A 16,636-nucleotide genomic window follows, 5' to 3' on the forward strand; every position below is an offset into this window, starting at 1 on the left:
ATTTCGGATGGGACGGTAATTTCTTGCCGCTTTCCGTTCCCGTTCCACCGGGGCCAGTCCGGGATACCGACGGGCTTCGGACCAAAAACCGCCCCCCGTTCCAAAGGAACGGGGGGACGGACACGAGGATCAGATGGTATTCAGGAACCGCAGGAAAGCCTTTTTGCCCTCTGCGTTCCGCTTGTAGACGCCGGCGTGCTCCAGCACCTTGGCAAAGACCAGGCCGGTCTCCTTCTGGACGACGTCCAGAGCGTTGTCCCGGGTAATGTCATACTTGCTCCGGAAGGCCTCCGCCCAATCGGCATGCTTTTCCGTCAGCTCACTGGCCCGCAGATCGGCCCCGGTGACCAAAGCGTCGGCCACAGCGGCCAGTTCCTCCTTCAGCCGGGCCGGGAGGACGGCCAGCCCCATGACCTCGATGAGTCCGATGTTCTCCTTCTTGATGTGGTGGAGCTCAGCATGGGGGTGGTACAGGCCAAGGGGGTGCTCCTCGGTGGTCAGGTTGTTCCGCAGGACCAGATCCAGTTCAAACTTTCCGTCCCGCATCCGGGCAATGGGGGTGATGGTGTTGTGGGGGGTACCGTCGGTCTCGGCATAGACGACGGCCTCCTCGTCGGTATAGCCCCGCCAGGCGGTGAGAATACGGTCGGCCAGCTCCACCAGCTGGTCCGGGTCCGCCCCGGCGATACGCACCACCGACATGGGCCATTTGACGATGCCGGCCTCCACGTCCTCGAAGCCCCGGAAGGTGAAGGGGGTCTCGATGGGGGTCCGCTCCATGGCAAAGGTGTAGCGTCCGCCCTGGAAGTGGTCGTGGGCCAAGATAGAGCCGCCCACGATGGGCAGGTCGGCATTGGAGCCCACAAAGTAGTGGGGGAACTGGCGCACAAAGTCCAGCAGCTTGCCGAAGCAGGCCCGGTCGATCTTCATGGGGGTATGGACGCTGTTCAGGCAGATGCAGTGCTCGTTGTAATACACATAAGGGGAGTACTGCAAAAACCAGGGGGAGCCGTTGATGGTGATGGGGACGACCCGGTGGTTCTGCCGGGCAGGGTGGTTCACCCGGCCGGCGTAGCCCTCATTCTCGGCGCATAGCTGGCACCGGGGATAATTGGAGGCGGGCAGGTTCCGGGCGGCGGCAATGGCCTTGGGGTCCTTCTCCGGCTTGGACAGGTTGATGGTGATATCCAGCTCCCCGTACTCCGTCTCCGTCTTCCACTGCATATCCTTGGCGATCCGGTCCCGGCGGATATAGTTGGTGTCCTGGCTGAACTGGTAGTACCAGTCGGTGGCCTTTTGGGGGTCCTCCCGGTACAGGGTCTGGAACTTTTCAATGACCTGGGCAGGACGGGGGGTCAGGCGGCCCATGAGCTCGGTGTCGAACAGGTCCCGGTAGACCACGGAATCCTCGGCCAGCACGCCCCGGGCGTGGGCGTCGTCCAGCAGCTCCTCCAGAACGGGAGCCAGTTCAATGTCCCCCCAGTCCTGGCCGGGGTCGGTATAGCCGTCCAGCTTCAGTACGTCCAGAATGGTATTGACGGCCCAGGCATACTCGCTTTCCTGGATCAGGCCGGTCCGCAGAGCATAGGCGGCCAGCTTGGAAATGGCAGCGTCGATCATAGTAATTCACCTCATGAGATGGGCCGTTGGCCCGGATCATTCCGGGACTTGTCTGATGACCGGTCCCGGGCGCAGGGATGGGCGCCGATGTCAGGGGATGACCACACAGCCGCCCTGGGGACGGATGTGGAGGATGTGGCACTTGCCGGGGCCCAGCAGAGCCTCCATGCCCGCCTTGAAGGCGGTCAGCTTCTCGTTGGGAACAAAGGCCTGGATGGTGCCGGCGAAGCCGCCGCCGTGGACCCGGATGGCTCCGGTGCCGTCCAGCAGCTCCCGTCCCACCGCCAAGGCCATGGGAATGGCCTGCTGCCGGGGATCTGCAACGGACCAGACGTTCTGCAGATGGAGGGCGGAGGAGAGCCCGGAGGCGTTGACCAGGGCCAGGAACCTGTCAAAGTCTCCCGCCTCCAGCGCCTGGGCCTCCTGGACCGCCCGGCGGTCGTCGTCGTAGTAGTGGATGGCCCGGAGGACCGCCCGGTCGCCGCACCGCACCCGCAGCGAGGGAAGGTTGGCCCGGAATTCCTCCTCCGGCACGTCACGCAGGTGCGTCTTTCCAAGGTGGGCAGCCACCGCCCCCATTTCCCGGGGAATGTCGGCGTAGTCGTCGGTAAGGTCGGCGTGGCAGGAGCCGGTGTCCACGATGCACAGGGCATGGCCGGCTGCGGAGAAATCAAAGTTAACCTTCTTCACCACCGGAGCAGCGGGGTCGGCAAAGTCGATGGCCACGGCCCCGCCCACGGAGGAGCCCATCTGATCCATCAGGCCGCAGGGCTTGCCGAAAAAGACGTTCTCGGCGTACTGGCCGATCTTGGCGATTTGAACAGGGTCCAGCGCTCCCCCGCAGCAGAACCGGTTCAGAATGTTGCCCACCAACACCTCGTAGGCGGCGGAGGAGGACAGGCCGGAGCCGGACAGGACGGTGGAGGTCATATAGGCGTCAAAGCCGGTCACAGGGTAACCCAGCTCCTGGACTTTGGCAGCCACTCCGCGCACCAGGGCGGCGGAGGTGTTGACCTCTCCCTCCTGAGGGAAGAGGCGGTCCAGGTCAACCTTGAGCGCGGGATAGCCCTCGGAGAAGATACGGATCACCCGCAGGCCATTGGCCGCCGCGCAGGCCAGCATGTCCAGATCTACGCTGCCGCACAGCACATGGCCGTGCTGGTGGTCGGTATGGTTGCCGCCGATCTCAGTGCGGCCGGGGCCGCTGAACAGGGCAACTTGAACGTTGTCATCGGGAGCAAAACAGGTCTGAAAGCGCTCCACAACATGGATCGCCCGTTCCCGGGCACTGTCCAGGCTGCTCTGAGCGCCGTCCAGGGCATACAGTCCGGCCAGGGTCCGGTCATGTTCTCCGGCCCGCAGGGCCTGTAACAGCATTTCACAGGAGCTCATATCGTGTCACCTCATGTATGTTTCTTGTGGTCAAGTATATTTAATTTTTAGTAAAAATTCAATCCCAATTTTCAGGAACGGAAAACTTTGTCGCAGTGCATAGAATCCGCCCATCCGTTCTGTCCATTTTTACCCCTCATGCACCGGCCCGCTGCTCTTCCGGACCGCCAGGGAGGGCGGCACCACCACCTTCAAGGGCAGCGTCCGCACCGGCTCTCTGCCCGGAAGGGCGGCCCGCTCCGCCAGCAGCCGCAGCGCGGTCCGTGCCATCTCCTCCACATGAGTGGACACGGAGGTCAGCGGAGGGTCCACCAGTGCGGACCGGGGCGTATCATTGAAGGAGACCACCGACAGGTCCCCGGGCACCGACAGCCCCCCTTCGCTGAGAGCCCGGAGGACTCCGATAGCGCTCTCCTCATTGGCACAGAGAAAGGCGGTGGGCCGGGGCGCACCCGAGGCCAGGAACCCTTCCACCGCCCGGGCGGCGGCCTCAGTCTCCATGGGGCAGTCCAGCATCAGAGCCCGGTCCAGCAGTCCCCGTTCCGCCATGAGCCGCAGGAAAAACTGGCGGCGCACCTCGGGCGCCCGCTGCCGCCGGTCATCCAGCTTATAAGCCGGCCCCACAAAGCCGATCCGCCGGTGACCCAGTGCTGTCAGATGCTCCAGCGCCAGAGAGATACCCAGCTCATAGCCCAGGACCACGGAGTCAAAGCGGCTCTCGAAGGGAGAGGAATCCAGAAAGACCACGTTTCCGCTCAGTCCTGCCAGAGACTCCACCTGACCGGGCGTGAACAGACCGATGGCCACGATGCCGTCCAGACGCTCTCCCTCAGGCGCAAAAAAGCCTTCGCCGCGGCTCTCCAGGGGCAGACAGGTATACTTCCGGTCCAGACAACCCTGGCGGACAAAACCGCTGAGATACAGATAATAGGGGTCCTCCAACTGCTGGGCCGGGGTGAGCATCTCCGCCACCCCTACCCGGAGCAGCCCCTTGGGCGTCCGCCCCCTGCGGCTGCGGGTCGCCGAATAGTTCAGCCGCCCCGCCTCCTCCAGCACCTTCCGCCGGGCCTCCGGCGTCACCGAGAGGGAGGGGTCCCCGTTGAGGATCCGGGAAATGGTGGCCGGGGAATAGCCGGTGCGGTCAGCCAGCTCCTTCAAAGTCGCCATGGTGTTGCCTCCGTAATTATTACTAAATATGAACGGTACAATATATGCCAGCTACCCTTTTGTCAAGGGACGCGGAAGCTTCTCCATCGCTTTTTCATGTCCGCGCCGCAAACCGCGCCGCGAAAATGGTCCGGCATGTCCTGCCTCAGCGCTTCCGAACATCCTCCCAGTTTTCCAGCGTTACCCGCTGGTAGGGCAGCCAGATATAGTGGTCCTCCACGATGTCCATGGTATCCGCCGGGTCCCGGCCCGCGGTCAGCTCCAGCACCAGATCCAGCATGGCCCGGGCGATGCCCTGGGCGTCGTTGAGAACGGTGCCTGACAGCTCCCCGGTCTTCACCGCCTCCAGCGCCGGGGCCGTCGCGTCCACACCCACCACCATGGGAAGCTCCAGCCCCGCCTCGTGGAACGCGTCGATGGCCCCCAGAGCCATGTCGTCGTTATTGGCAAAAACCACTTCGATTTGACCGGCAAATTCCGTCAGCCACTGGGCCGTTTTGGCGGCCGCCTGGCCCCGGTTCCAGTTGGCGGTGTCGCTGGCCAGCTTCTCCACTTCCACTCCGGCGTCTGTCAGTGCCTTGACAGAATACTCCGTGCGCAGCAGGGTGTCCTGGTGCCCCGGCTCACCTTCCAACATCACATACTGGAGCACACCGTCTCCGTTTCGGTCCAGCTTCTCCTGGTCCTCTGTCCAGGCGTCCAGAACGATCTGTCCCTGGATGGTCCCTCCCTCCTGGGCGCTGGCTCCCACATAGTAGATCCGCTCCCAGCGCTGAATGTCCTCTGCCACCGGCTGCCGGTTGAAGAAGATCAAGGGCACCCCCGCCTCTTCCGCCTTGTCCACGATGACGGCTGCCGCCGTCCGGTCCACGACGTTGACGCAAAGTACGTCGCAGCCCTTGGCCAGAAAACGGTCTACCTGCTCCAGCTGGGTGGTCTGGTTGCTCCGGCCATCCGCGGTGAACAGGTTGATCTTCAGGTCTTTTTCACTCTCCGCCTCCTGGACCATCCGTTCCAGGTCCTGGACAATGGTGGAAATAAAGGTGTCGTCCTGCGTGTAGAGGGCCACACCCACCCGGAGGGCGCTGTTTTTTCTGTCCTCTCCGGCGCGGCAGCCCGTCAAAGCCGCCAGCAGCAGGACTGCCAGCAGCAATGAGGCGGCTCTGCCCTTAAGGCGCCACCGGGAACAGCAGTTTTTGATTGTCCGGATCATAGATATCCTCCCCCCGCACCACAGAAAATGGCAGCGGTTCCATTTCAACGCGCTCCTTCCGTGCCGTGCGGACGGCGCTCTCCACCGCGAGATAGCCGGCGGCATAATCGCTCCAGGCCGCTGCGGCGGTCACGGTTCCACGCTCCAGCCAGGCCGCCACGTCGGTGGTCACGCTCACCCCGTACAGGGGCTGCTTCAAGTCCTGTTCCTCCTTGGCCCGGGCGGCTCCCTGGGTGGCCGCAGGCTCAAAGGCCATGATCCAGCCCGTTTCGGACTCCCGGACCAAGCCGTCCAACACCGCCATCATGCCCTCCGCCCGCGCTTGCCGGCACTGGACAGGTACACCGGCCTGCTCCAAGACCTCCTTGGCCGCATCCAGCCGGGCCAGCACGCCCTCGCTCTCCGGGGCTGTGTTCAGCAGCAGCACCGCGCCGCCTGTCCAGTCCTCCAGCAGCGCCCGGGCCAGCGCCTGCCCCAGGGCCCGGTTGTCCGGGGCCACGGTCAGCGCCGTCCCCTCAACTTGGGACTCCAGGCAGATCACCGGACACTGTCCGGTCAGGTCCCGCAGATTTTGGGACAGCTCCTCCGGGGCGGCGGGGACCACCACCAGTGCGTCCGCGCCTCTCTCACACTCCCGGCGCAGCAGGTCCATCTGCTCCTGGCTGTCATTGGAGGTAGTCAGCACCAAAAAGCGCAATTCGGCCAGCAGCTCCCCCGCCGCCTGCTCCATGCCCAGACGGGCGTTGCTCCACAGGGAGCTGTCCGACTCCCGTACCACCACAGACAGCTCCAGAGGTGGGTCCGCGGCCTGACGGTCGGACAGCTGCGGCAGGATCAGGGTCAGGATCACCGCACCACCCAGAGCGACCAGGATGGCCAGTTGGATCCATGCGTTCCTACTCGTGTGTTTCATCCCATGACCTCCCTCTCGTAGAGGGCCAGCCCCGTCTCGTCCAGGGCGGGCAGGCGGATCTGGACTGTGGTCCCCTCGTCCGGCTCGCTGAGGATGGTCAAGCCGTACTGGGCGCCGAAGGTCAGCTGGATCCGTCGGTGGACGTTACGGACTCCGATACCGGAGCCGGTGGTCCGGACGTCAGGCCGGTCCTCATCCAGCAGGGAGGCCGCCACCTCGGGCCGCATCCCCATGCCGTTGTCCGCCACTTCAATGAGCAGCGTCTCCCCCTCCCGCCTGGCGGTGACGGTGATGAGGCCATCGTCCTCCGCCGCGGCCATGCCGTGGTAGATGGCGTTTTCCAGGATGGGCTGCACGATCAGTTTCAAGGTGTACAGCCCCTCTGTCCCCGGCTCAGCGGAGATCTGGGTGGTAAACTTGTTCTTGAAGCGGATCTGCTGGATGGTCATATAGTGGCGGGCGTGCTCCAGCTCGTCGGCCAGGGGGATGATGCGCTTGCCCCGGCTCAGAGAGATCCGGAACAGCCGGGCCAGAGAGGTGACCATTTGGATGGCCTCGTCATACCGCCCCGCCTCGGTCATCCAGATCACCGAATCCAGGGTGTTATAGAGGAAATGGGGATTGATCTGGGACTGGAGGACCTCCAGCTCCGAGCGGCGCTTCTGCCCCTCCTGCTGGATGATGTCGTCCATCAGATGGTGCAGGGTGGAGACCATGGAGCGGATGGAGTGGCCCAGGCGCTGGATCTCATAGCAGCCCCCCTCCTCGATCTCCACGTTCTCCGTCCCCGCCTCCAGCTCCTTGACCGCCTGCTCCAGCCGGCGGATGGGATCGGAGATGTGGGCTGAGATCCGGAAGTTGAGAAAGGCCATCAGAAATACGGAAAACAGCAGCAGTGCCAAGCCAAACAGGAAGGTCTGCCGGGAGGTGGCCCCCAGCTCCTCGGCAGGCACCACGCCCACCAGCTTCCATCCGGTATAGCCCACCGTCTTCACCGTGACCTGGCGCATCTGCCCCTGAAACTTCTCCCGGCACGTCCCGTCCCGGTAGCCCGCGGCCTGCAGGTTGTTCTCCTCCAGCAGTCCGGCATAGATCAGCTGCTGACGGGGGTGGTAGATCAGCTCCCCGTCGCTGTCGATCAAATAGAGATAACCCCCATTGGCCAGTTCCACTCCTTGGCATACCTGCTCGATCCCGGAAAAGCTCATATCCACCAGGAGCACTCCACTCTCCGTGACGCCGTCCCGGGTGAGCTGGACATAGCGGCTGAGGGAAACCACCCAGCGGTAGCGGTAATCCGGGTCGTCAAAGATGTTTTGAATATGGGGCGTGGAAAAGTGGAGATTTTCCATCTTCGCCATGGCCGACTGGAACCAGCCGCTGGTCTGGGGTGCGGCGGAGGTCTTCAGCCCGGCCAGAGGCACCGCGGATACCGAGCCGCCCTGTTTGTCAAACACGGCGATGGACACCAGGGAATCCCGGTTCTCCTCATAGAGCAGTTCCATTCCGTCGATAAAGGTTCCCTCCGCCAGATCGGTATTCTTGATGACCCGGTAGTACATGGTATCGGAGATCCGCATCATGCGGTGAAGATAGCGCTCCAGGTTCAGGTTCACCTGGGCCAGAACACGCAGGCTGTTGTCCTCCGCCAAAGTTTCCGCCGTGGTGTAAAAGCGCAGATAGAGACTCAGTCCCATGAACACCATCCCCACCACCGCCACGGCAGTAAAGGAGAGGGAGATCACCATTTGAATGCTCATCTTCCGGTAGCGGTCCGCTACTTTGCCCACGAACCCTTTAAAAAAAGCCCGCATTCCCGTCCCTCCCTTCCGAAGATCGTTTCTCCGCCCTCCTTTCGGAAAGGCAGAAAACGGCTATAGCCGTCTCCAGGGCCCTTACTGCCCCTTCCCCGCCCGGAACTTGGACGGGGTCATGCCAAAGTGGCGTTTGAACACATAACTGAAGTAATTGGGATCGGTATATCCCGTCTTTTCCGCGATCAGGTAGGTCTTTTCCCCGGTGCTCTGGAGCAAGTGGGCCGCCTGACTCATTCGCACCTCGGTCACATAGGCGGTAAAACTCATCCCCGTCTCCCGCTTGAACAGGGTGGAGAAATAGGTAGGTGAAAGGTGGAGATGGGAACAGAGGGCTTCCACACTCAGCTCGCTGTTCCGGTAATTCTCGTTGATATAGCTCTTGGCCTCCTCCACCGTTTTCCAGGCGGAATCCGTCCGCTGGCGGCCCAGCACGTCCCGCAGCTTCAGACAGCCGCTGACCAGCCACTGCTCCAGTTCCTCCAGAGATCCGAAGTCAGTGATGGACACCGCGCCGGTAAAGCCTGCGCCGAACACCTCCGTCAGCTCCGCCCCGCTGGAACGGGCCAGCTTGATGAGGCAGGTCACCATCTCCAGAAAAAACAGGTGGCACTGGGACAGTGACAGGCGCGCCTCCCGGACCCGGGCCATCAGACTCCGGACCACCTGCTTCACCTGCTCTTCACTGCCCAGCTTCACCGCCGTGGCCAGAGCCCGCTGGTCCTCCTCCTCAAAGGAGAGGCGGGCGGTGCAGTCTGGCTCCAGGTCGCCGATGTAGATGACCCGGTCTCCTCCCATGAGCACCCGGTAATCCAGGGCAGAGCGCGCCCCCTCCACCGAGGCGTGCAGGCCCTCCGGCCCGTCGCAGGGCAGACCGATCCCCACTGTCAGCGTCATCCCCAGATAGCTGTGTGACAGGGCGCACAGGCGCTCCAGCTCCTCCAGCAGGGGGTAGATCCGGTCCCGCCCCGGCAGGTGGGCCAGCAGTGCGACAGAGTCGTTGTACAGGATCACCCGCAGGCTGCAGTCCTTCCATTCGAAGTTTTCTTGGAAGAAAGCCCGGACCGACAGCAGCAGCAGTTCGTCCCGCTCCGCCTCCTCGTCCCCTCTGGGGGCGTCCACCAGGACCAGGGCCGCCACCCAGATCCCCTGGGGCAGTCCGATCTCATACCGGGCCGCCCGGTCCTGGACCTGGTCCGGCCGAATCCGTCCGTCCAACAGCCGGGTATAAAACATCTCCCGCAGGATGGGAAGGCTCTCCTCATACCGGCGCCGGAGGGTCTCCATATCCCGGCGCTCCAGCCGCTGCTGGTCCAACTGGGCCTTCAGCCTGTTCAGCACCTCATTGAGCTCCGGTGCGTTAATGGGCTTCAGGATATACTCAAAGACATTCATGCCGATGGCCTGCCGGGCATACTCAAAGTCGTCAAAGCCAGAAAAGACCACCAGCTTGGCCGCGGGGATGGCCTGCTTCAGCCGCCGACACAGCTCCAGACCGTCCATAAAGGGCATCTTGATGTCGGTCAGCACCACATCGGGTCTGAGCTGTTCCGCCAATTCCAGGGCCTCCGCCCCGTTCTCCGCCTCCCCTACCAGGACAAAGCCCAGGCCGGCCCAGTCGATCTTTCGGCTGATGCCCACACGGATCTCTTCCTCGTCATCGGCCAGCAGCACGCGGTAGGGCTCCAATGCCATCTCCTCCTTCCCAAGTCAGGATCAGTATAACACAGTCTTCACAAATTGAAAACAGGGCGTCCGCCCGCCTCCCGGCGGACGGACGCCCCAAAATACCATTTGCGTTCGTGGGTCCCTGTTTACTTTTTGACCAGATACTTCCGCATATCAAGAGCGCAGGCAAAGAGAATGATGCCGCCCTTAATGAGGTACTGCAGGTTCTGGTCCATGCCCACCAGAGGCAGAGCCACAAAGATCAGGCGGAGCATCAGCACGCCGATGACGATACCGCTGATCTTACCAATGCCGCCTACGAAGGACACGCCGCCGATGACGCAGGCGGCGATGGCGTCCAGCTCGTAGTTGACGCCGGTGTTGGCGGTGTTGGAGGCGATACGGGCGGACTCCACGAAGCCGGCCCAGCCATACATGGCGCCGGCCAGGGCAAAGACCATGATGGTGGTCTTGAGCACATTGACGCCGGAGACCCGGGCGGCCTCCTCGTTGGCGCCCAGGGCGAACATGTTCTTGCCGAAGGTGGTCTTATTCCAGATGAACCACATCAGAGCGGTGAGAAGCAGGGCGTAAATGACGTAGTTGGGAATGTTGGGACCGCCCAGCTTCTGGATAATGGAGCCGGCTACGAAATCACGGTAGCCCTGGTCCAGGGAGGAGATGGCCATGCCCTTGTTGTTGCCCTGCTGGACATAGAGCAGCAGAGTGGTATACAGAATGAGCTGAGTAGCCAGGGTGACGATGAAGGGGTGGAGCTTGAACTTGGCCACGAAGAAGCCATTGAAGCAGCCGATGAGAGCGCCCAGACCCACGGAAATCAGGATGACCACGGGGATGGGCAGGGTGCCGATATTGGGCCACATCTTATTGGCGGCATCGCTGGCCTGGAGCAGAGAGGCAGAGACGCAGGCGGTGATGCCCACGGCGCGGCCGGCGCTCAGGTCGGTACCGGTGAGGACGATACAGCCGCCGATACCCAGAGCCACGGGCAGGTAGGCCGCCGTCAGGGACAGCAGGTTCACCAGGGACCGGGGGCTCAGGAAGGAAGGCTGGGTGACGGCCACATAGGCGGCCACCAGCAGCATGATGATGATCAGCGCGTTGTTCAGCAGGACGTTGCCCACCTGCTTGGCGTCCAGTCTTTTGGACTTGGCGGCAAGGGCCTTGGATTCATTACTCATGGAAGTTCCTCCTCTTTACACATACTTGGCCGCCAGGGTGAGGATCTCCTCCTGGCTGGTATTTTTGGCGTCTACCTCGCCGGCCAGCTGGCCGCCGGACATGACCAGAATCCGGTCACACACACCCAGCAGCTCGGGCATTTCGGAGGAGACCATGATCACGCCCTTGCCCTCCTTGGCCAGGTCGTTGATGAGCTGATAGATCTCGTACTTGGCGCCCACGTCGATGCCGCGGGTAGGCTCGTCCAGCAGCAGGACCTCCGGCTTGGTGAGCAGCCAGCGGCCGATGATGACCTTCTGCTGGTTGCCGCCGGACAGGGAGCGGATCTGGGTCTTCTGGCTGGGGGTCTTAATGTGCATGGCCTGGATCGCCCAGTCGGTGTCCTCTTTCATCTTCTTGTCGTTGAGGCAAATGCCGCCCATCAGGCAATTTTTCAGGTTGGAGATCACCGTGTTCTCCCGGATGTCCCGGATGCCGAAGATGCCGGTGGCCCGGCGCTCCTCCGTCAGAAGTGCGAAGCCGTTCTTGATGGACTCCTGGGGGGTGCGGTTCTGGATCTCTCTCCCGTGGAGGGTGATGGTGCCGCCGCCCCGGGTCATGACGCCGAACAGATTCTCCAGCACCTCAGTACGGCCGGAGCCGTCCAGTCCCGCGATGCCCAGTACCTCGCCCTTGCGCAGCTGGAAGGTGACTTCCTTCAGTCGGGTGTACTTGCCGTTCATGTGCTGGACGTCCAGGATGACGTCTCCGGGCTCGTTGGTCTTCTCCGGGAAGCGGTTGGTCAGTTCCCGGCCCACCATCAGCTTGATGATCTCCTCCATGGTCAGATCCTTGGCCGCCTTGGTGGCCACCCACTGGCCGTCCCGCATGATGGTCACGTCGTCACTGATCCGGAGGATCTCCTCCATTTTATGGGATATGTAGATGATACCGCAGCCTTTGGCCTTCAGCATATTGATGATGCGGAACAGGTGCTCCACCTCCGCCTCGGTAAGGGAGGAGGTGGGCTCGTCAAAGACCACGATCTTGGCGTCGTAGCTGACGGCCTTGGCGATCTCCACCATCTGCCGCTGGGAGACGGGCAAGGTGGACATGATGGCCTTGGGGTTGACATTGACCTCCAGAGTGTCGAAGATCTCCCTGGTCTTCTGATCCATGATCCGCTCGCTGACCATAAAGCCGCCCACCTTGGGATAGCGGCCCAGCCACAGGTTGTCCTTGACCGTGCGGGTCAGGGCCTGGTTCAGCTCCTGGTGCACCATGGCCACACCGTTTTCCAGGGCCTCCTTGGAGCTTTTGAAATTGATCTCTTTGCCGTCCAGCGTGATGGTGCCGCCATCCTTGTTATAGATGCCGAAGAGGCACTTCATCAAAGTGGACTTGCCCGCGCCGTTTTCTCCCATCAGGGCGTGGACGGTGCCGGCCCGGACGGTGAGGTTCACGTTGTCCAGGGCCTTCACGCCGGGGAATTCCTTGCTGATGCTGCGCATTTCCAGCAGAGCCGGCTGTTCCATATACTTCCTCCTCTCGCTTGGTGAAACCACCGCTTTCATACTGCCCGGCGGGCAAAACAAAAGCGGAGGTTTCACACAGGGACAAGCGGGGCTGCCATAAGGGCAGCCCCGCTTGACTGTTGTTTCGTATGTCAGGGGGCCTTTTCAGCTTTGTCTGTCAGGCTTAGTCCTGAGTGTTGGCGTCATACATGGCGTAAGGCACACGGATCTTGGCCACGTCGGCGTCCACGGTGAAGCTGTCGGTGTTGGCCATCAGCTCAGCGCCGTCCTTCACGTTCTGGACCAGAGTCATGATGGTGGTAGCCATACCCACGGCGTCCTGCTTGATGGAACCGGTCATGTTGCCGGCCTTGATCAGAGCCTTGGCGGAGTCAGTGGCGTCCACGCCGAAGACGGGGATGATGGTGGTGCCTTCCCCGTTGTTGTAGCCCACGTTCTGGAGCGCGGAGATGGCGCCCTCGGCCATACCGTCGTTGTTGCAGATGATCACCTCGACCATGTTGCCGTTATCCTCGTTGTAGGAACCCAGCAGGGAGACCATGTAGTCGTTGGCGGCCTGAGCGGACCACTTGCCGGCGGTATCCACCAGGTACTTGGTGGAGGCGGAGGCGTCGTAGTAAGACAGAGCGGGCTTGCCGGCGGCAGTCAGGATGGCATCGGCGTCCTCAACGCCAAACTGGGTGCGGGCCTCGGCCTCGGCGTTGCCCTCCTGGCCCTTGAACATGACGTAGGAGATGGTGCCGTCGCCGTTCAGGTCCACGGTGTCATAGTTCTCCAGCAGGTAGTTGCCGATCATCTCGCCCTGCATATGGCCGGCGTCGGGGGCGTTGGTGCCCACGAAAGCGCACTTGTCATAGCTGTTGATAACGTCGTTGTCGGCGACCTCACGGTTGAAGAAGATAACGGGGATGCCGGCAGCCTTGGCGGCGTCCACGATATCCTTGGCGGGGTCGGAGGTGGCGGTCTCAACGATGTTGACGATCAGCAGGTTAGTGCCGCCGGTGATGGCGGTGTTGACCTGCTCGGTCTGGGAGGGCTGGCTGCCGGCGGCGTCATAGTTGGTGAACTTCACGCCCATGGCGTTCAGCTGCTCGTCCATGCTGGCACGGACGCTGGAGATGTACACGTCGGAGAAGTCATAGTAGAACACGCCGACGTTCAGCTCCTCGGCCTGGACGGCGGAGCCGCTGGACTGGGAGCCTGCGTTGCTGCCGGAGGCGGCGGGCTGCTTGTTGCCGCCGCAGCCGGCAAACAGGCCGATCATCATAACGGCCGCCAGAGCAAGAGCAAGTTTCTTCTTCATTATCGTTCCTCCTAGTAAAATTGAATGGTTTCCTTTGCTTCTCCAGGACATGGCCTGGTAAATATTATTTTAGCCGCTGGGATGCAAAAAAACGATAGAAAAATCTTCGAACTACCCGGAAAAAACTATGCTCTTTCCATGGGGCGGATATTTTTTCAGATCCCACTGCTCACCGGAACCGGCGTGCGTAGCCGCACCGGCGGCAAAGCTCCTCCACCGCCCTTCGGCGGGAAAATCCATCGTAAATTTCCCTGGCCCGGGGGCCGTTCAAAATCTCCTCCAAGGTCTGGCGGTACAGGTTCCCCAGTGGAATGTCCCCCTCGTGGTCCAGACAGCAGGGCACCACCGTCCCGTCCAACAGAACGCCCACCTGGTCCCGCAGGCCCATGCAGAAGCCTTCCTCCCCCCCATCCGGAGCGCTGAGGTCCGGCCAATCGAACCGCTCCCCCCACTCCAGATAGATTCGGTCAGCCAGAGTAGTCCCACGGGGGTTGACCTGCCAGGGCTGAGGAAACTCCCGAGCCAGACGTTCTAGGATGGCCGAATTCTGCCCGTTGGCGCCCCGGGTATCCTCCCCGTCCAGGTTCCATAGGCGCAGGACGCACCGCTTCCCAGCTCCGGCCGCCGCCCGTGCAAAGGAGACGCACTGGTCCAAATAGTCCTCCAGACAGCCCCCCTCGTTGCCCTCGAAGGAGTGGACGGAGATGCTGACTCTCCGGACCGCGAGGCTGGCGCAGAGCAGTTCCCGCCGCCGGGACAACAAGGTTCCGTTGGTGGTGATCATCACTTGAAAGCCCAGCTGCCCCGCGCAGTCCAGAATCTCTCCCAGCTGGGGGTGGAGCAGAGGCTCTCCCATCAGGTGGAGGTAGAGGTATTCCGTATAGGGACGAATTTTCTCTGCCAGGGTCCAGAACTGCTCCGGCGTCAGGAAGCCCTGGGTTCGCTTTGTCCCCGCACAGAAGGAGCAACTCAGGTTACATCGGTTGGTGATCTCCAGATAGACTTTTTTCAGCTGCTTCAAAGGGTTCGCCCTCCCTGCTCCAAAACCACGGATCTCAGAACATAAAAAAACGTCGCCGCGAACGATCAACGTTCACGGCGACGTGGTACGGCTGAAGGGATTCGAACCCCCGACCTACTGGTTCGTAGCCAGTCACTCTATCCAACTGAGCTACAGCCGCATACCGAAAAGAGGTATTTCTCTTAACAGCTTGGTTAGTATAGCATGGCCTCAAGAAAAAAGCAAGAGGAATTTTCAAATTTTTTGAATTTTTTTGGAGCGGGCCTGAACTCTATCATTTTCCTGCTTTTGAACGAAAAATACGGTGTGCCGGCACAAGCAGGCACACCGTATTCTTGAACCATAAGTATGGATCAGCCGCCAAAGACCTTGATCATGAAGCCGGCAGCCACAGCGGAACCGATAACACCGGCCACGTTGGGACCCATGGCGTGCATGAGCAGGAAGTTGGAGGGGTTCTCCTTCTGACCAACGGTCTGGGCCACACGGGCAGCCATAGGCACGGCGGAAACGCCGGCGGAGCCAATCAGAGGATTGATCTTGCCCTTGCTCAGAACATACATCAGGTCGCCCAGCAGCAGACCGCCGGCAGTGGACAGGCAGAAAGCCAGCAGGCCCAGGCCGATGATGGAGATGGTCTCAAAGGTCAGGAACTTGTCGTAGGTGGCCTTAAAGCCAACGGACAGACCCAGGGGGATGGTCACGATGTTGATCAGAGCGTTCTGGGCAGTGTCGGACAGACGCTCGGTGACGCCGCTCTCACGGAACAGGTTGCCCAGCATGAGCATACCGATCAGAGGAGCAGTATCGGGGATCAGCAGGATGACGAAGATGGTCACGGCGATGGGGAAGATGATCTTCTCGGTCTTGGAGACCACACGCAGCTGGCTCATCTTGACCTTGCGGGCTTCCTTGGTGGTCAGGGCCTTCATGATAGGAGGCTGGATCATGGGAATCAGGGCCATATACGAGTACGCCGCGATAGCAATAGCCGGCATCAGGTCGCTGGCCAGCTTGGAGGCGGTCAGGATGGCGGTGGGGCCGTCGGCGCCGCCGATAACGCCGATAGCGGCAGCCTCAGCGGGGCTGAAGCCCAGCACCAGGGCCAGCAGGAAAGCGGTGAAAATACCCAGCTGAGCGGCAGCGCCCAGCAGCAGGGACATGGGGTTGGCCAGCAGAGGACCAAAGTCGGTCATAGCGCCGATGCCCATGAAAATGATGGACGGATAAATGGCATACTGGACGCCCTGATACAGCACCCACATGAAGCCGACGGAGTGAGACGCGGCATCAGGAGCATTGAACAGGCCGGTCAGAGGCAGGTTGGCCAGCAGCATACCAAAAGCGATGGGGACCAGCAGCAACGGCTCGAACTTCTTACCGATGCCCATGTACAGCAGGACGCAGGCGATAACGATCATGACGACCTGACGCCAGTCACTGGGAAGAGCGGCAAAGCCGGAACCTCCGAAAATCTGAGACAATACTTCAATGAAGAAATTCATACTTTACCCCTCCTCTCAACCGATGGTGACCAGCAGGTCATCGGTGTTTACAGTGCTGCCCACGGTGGCGGCAACAGACTTCACGGTGCCGTCCACGGGAGCGGAGACCTCGATCTCCATCTTCATGGCCTCCAGAACCACCAGCACGTCGCCGGCCTTCACAGCCTGGCCGGGCTTGCACTCCACCTTAAAGACATTGCCGGGCATGGGGCTGTTCACGGCAGTCTCGCCGGCAGCAGGAGCGGCCTTCTTGGCAGCGGGAGCGGCGGCAGGCTTCTTCTTGCCCTCAAGAGCACCCACGAT

General features: G+C 61.7%; 13 protein-coding genes and 1 tRNA gene. All 14 read right to left on the reverse strand.

The genetic code is table 11. The features are described from left to right. Positions 1-129: 129 nt before the first annotated feature. Positions 130-1,620 carry a UDP-glucose--hexose-1-phosphate uridylyltransferase gene (gene galT / locus I6E39_RS05920; protein WP_235380686.1) on the reverse strand — a complete coding sequence of 497 codons (1,491 nt, stop codon included), beginning with the start codon at positions 1,618-1,620 and terminating at the stop codon, positions 130-132. Between the two features lie 90 nt (positions 1,621-1,710). After that, positions 1,711-3,012, reverse strand: a complete 1,302-nt coding sequence (locus I6E39_RS05925; protein ID WP_235380687.1) for a galactokinase — start codon at positions 3,010-3,012, stop codon at positions 1,711-1,713. Between the two features lie 129 nt (positions 3,013-3,141). Further along, positions 3,142-4,179, reverse strand: coding sequence for a LacI family DNA-binding transcriptional regulator (locus tag I6E39_RS05930; RefSeq protein ID WP_235380688.1), 1,038 nt, complete (start codon positions 4,177-4,179; stop codon positions 3,142-3,144). Between the two features lie 145 nt (positions 4,180-4,324). Further along, the gene (locus tag I6E39_RS05935) at positions 4,325-5,392 is read right to left on the reverse strand and encodes a galactose ABC transporter substrate-binding protein (RefSeq protein ID WP_235380689.1); all 1,068 of its coding nucleotides are present in this window, start codon (positions 5,390-5,392) and stop codon (positions 4,325-4,327) included. Continuing rightward, positions 5,349-6,305, reverse strand: coding sequence for a sugar ABC transporter substrate-binding protein (locus tag I6E39_RS05940; protein WP_235380690.1), 957 nt, complete (start codon positions 6,303-6,305; stop codon positions 5,349-5,351). The genes I6E39_RS05935 and I6E39_RS05940 overlap by 44 nt, the downstream gene beginning before the upstream one ends. Then, positions 6,302-8,119, reverse strand: coding sequence for a sensor histidine kinase (locus I6E39_RS05945; protein ID WP_235380691.1), 1,818 nt, complete (start codon positions 8,117-8,119; stop codon positions 6,302-6,304). Before I6E39_RS05945 ends, I6E39_RS05940 begins: the two co-directional genes overlap by 4 nt. 81 nt (positions 8,120-8,200) lie before the next feature. Beyond that, the gene (locus tag I6E39_RS05950; protein WP_235380692.1) at positions 8,201-9,808 is read right to left on the reverse strand and encodes a response regulator; all 1,608 of its coding nucleotides are present in this window, start codon (positions 9,806-9,808) and stop codon (positions 8,201-8,203) included. Between the two features lie 125 nt (positions 9,809-9,933). Further along, positions 9,934-10,989 (reverse strand): galactose/methyl galactoside ABC transporter permease MglC, encoded by a 1,056-nt coding sequence (locus I6E39_RS05955; protein WP_235380693.1) that lies wholly within the window; start codon positions 10,987-10,989, stop codon positions 9,934-9,936. A 15-nt stretch (positions 10,990-11,004) separates the two neighbouring features. After that, positions 11,005-12,504: a sugar ABC transporter ATP-binding protein gene (locus I6E39_RS05960; protein WP_235380694.1), complete on the reverse strand. Its 1,500-nt coding sequence runs from the start codon at positions 12,502-12,504 to the stop codon at positions 11,005-11,007. Between the two features lie 163 nt (positions 12,505-12,667). Then, positions 12,668-13,807, reverse strand: coding sequence for a galactose ABC transporter substrate-binding protein (locus I6E39_RS05965; RefSeq protein ID WP_235380695.1), 1,140 nt, complete (start codon positions 13,805-13,807; stop codon positions 12,668-12,670). A 169-nt stretch (positions 13,808-13,976) separates the two neighbouring features. After that, positions 13,977-14,828, reverse strand: a complete 852-nt coding sequence (locus I6E39_RS05970) for a radical SAM/SPASM domain-containing protein (protein ID WP_235380696.1) — start codon at positions 14,826-14,828, stop codon at positions 13,977-13,979. Between the two features lie 83 nt (positions 14,829-14,911). Then, positions 14,912-14,988: transfer RNA gene (locus tag I6E39_RS05975), tRNA-Arg, on the reverse strand. A 193-nt stretch (positions 14,989-15,181) separates the two neighbouring features. Beyond that, the gene (locus I6E39_RS05980) at positions 15,182-16,333 is read right to left on the reverse strand and encodes a sodium ion-translocating decarboxylase subunit beta (RefSeq protein ID WP_235380697.1); all 1,152 of its coding nucleotides are present in this window, start codon (positions 16,331-16,333) and stop codon (positions 15,182-15,184) included. 15 nt (positions 16,334-16,348) lie between these two features. Then, the coding region (locus I6E39_RS05985; protein ID WP_235380698.1) for a biotin/lipoyl-containing protein at positions 16,349-16,636 on the reverse strand (288 nt) is incomplete at its 5' end.

This window comes from Pseudoflavonifractor phocaeensis, from assembly GCF_021531375.1.
Taxonomy (GTDB): Bacteria; Bacillota; Clostridia; order Oscillospirales; family Oscillospiraceae; genus Lawsonibacter; species Lawsonibacter phocaeensis_B.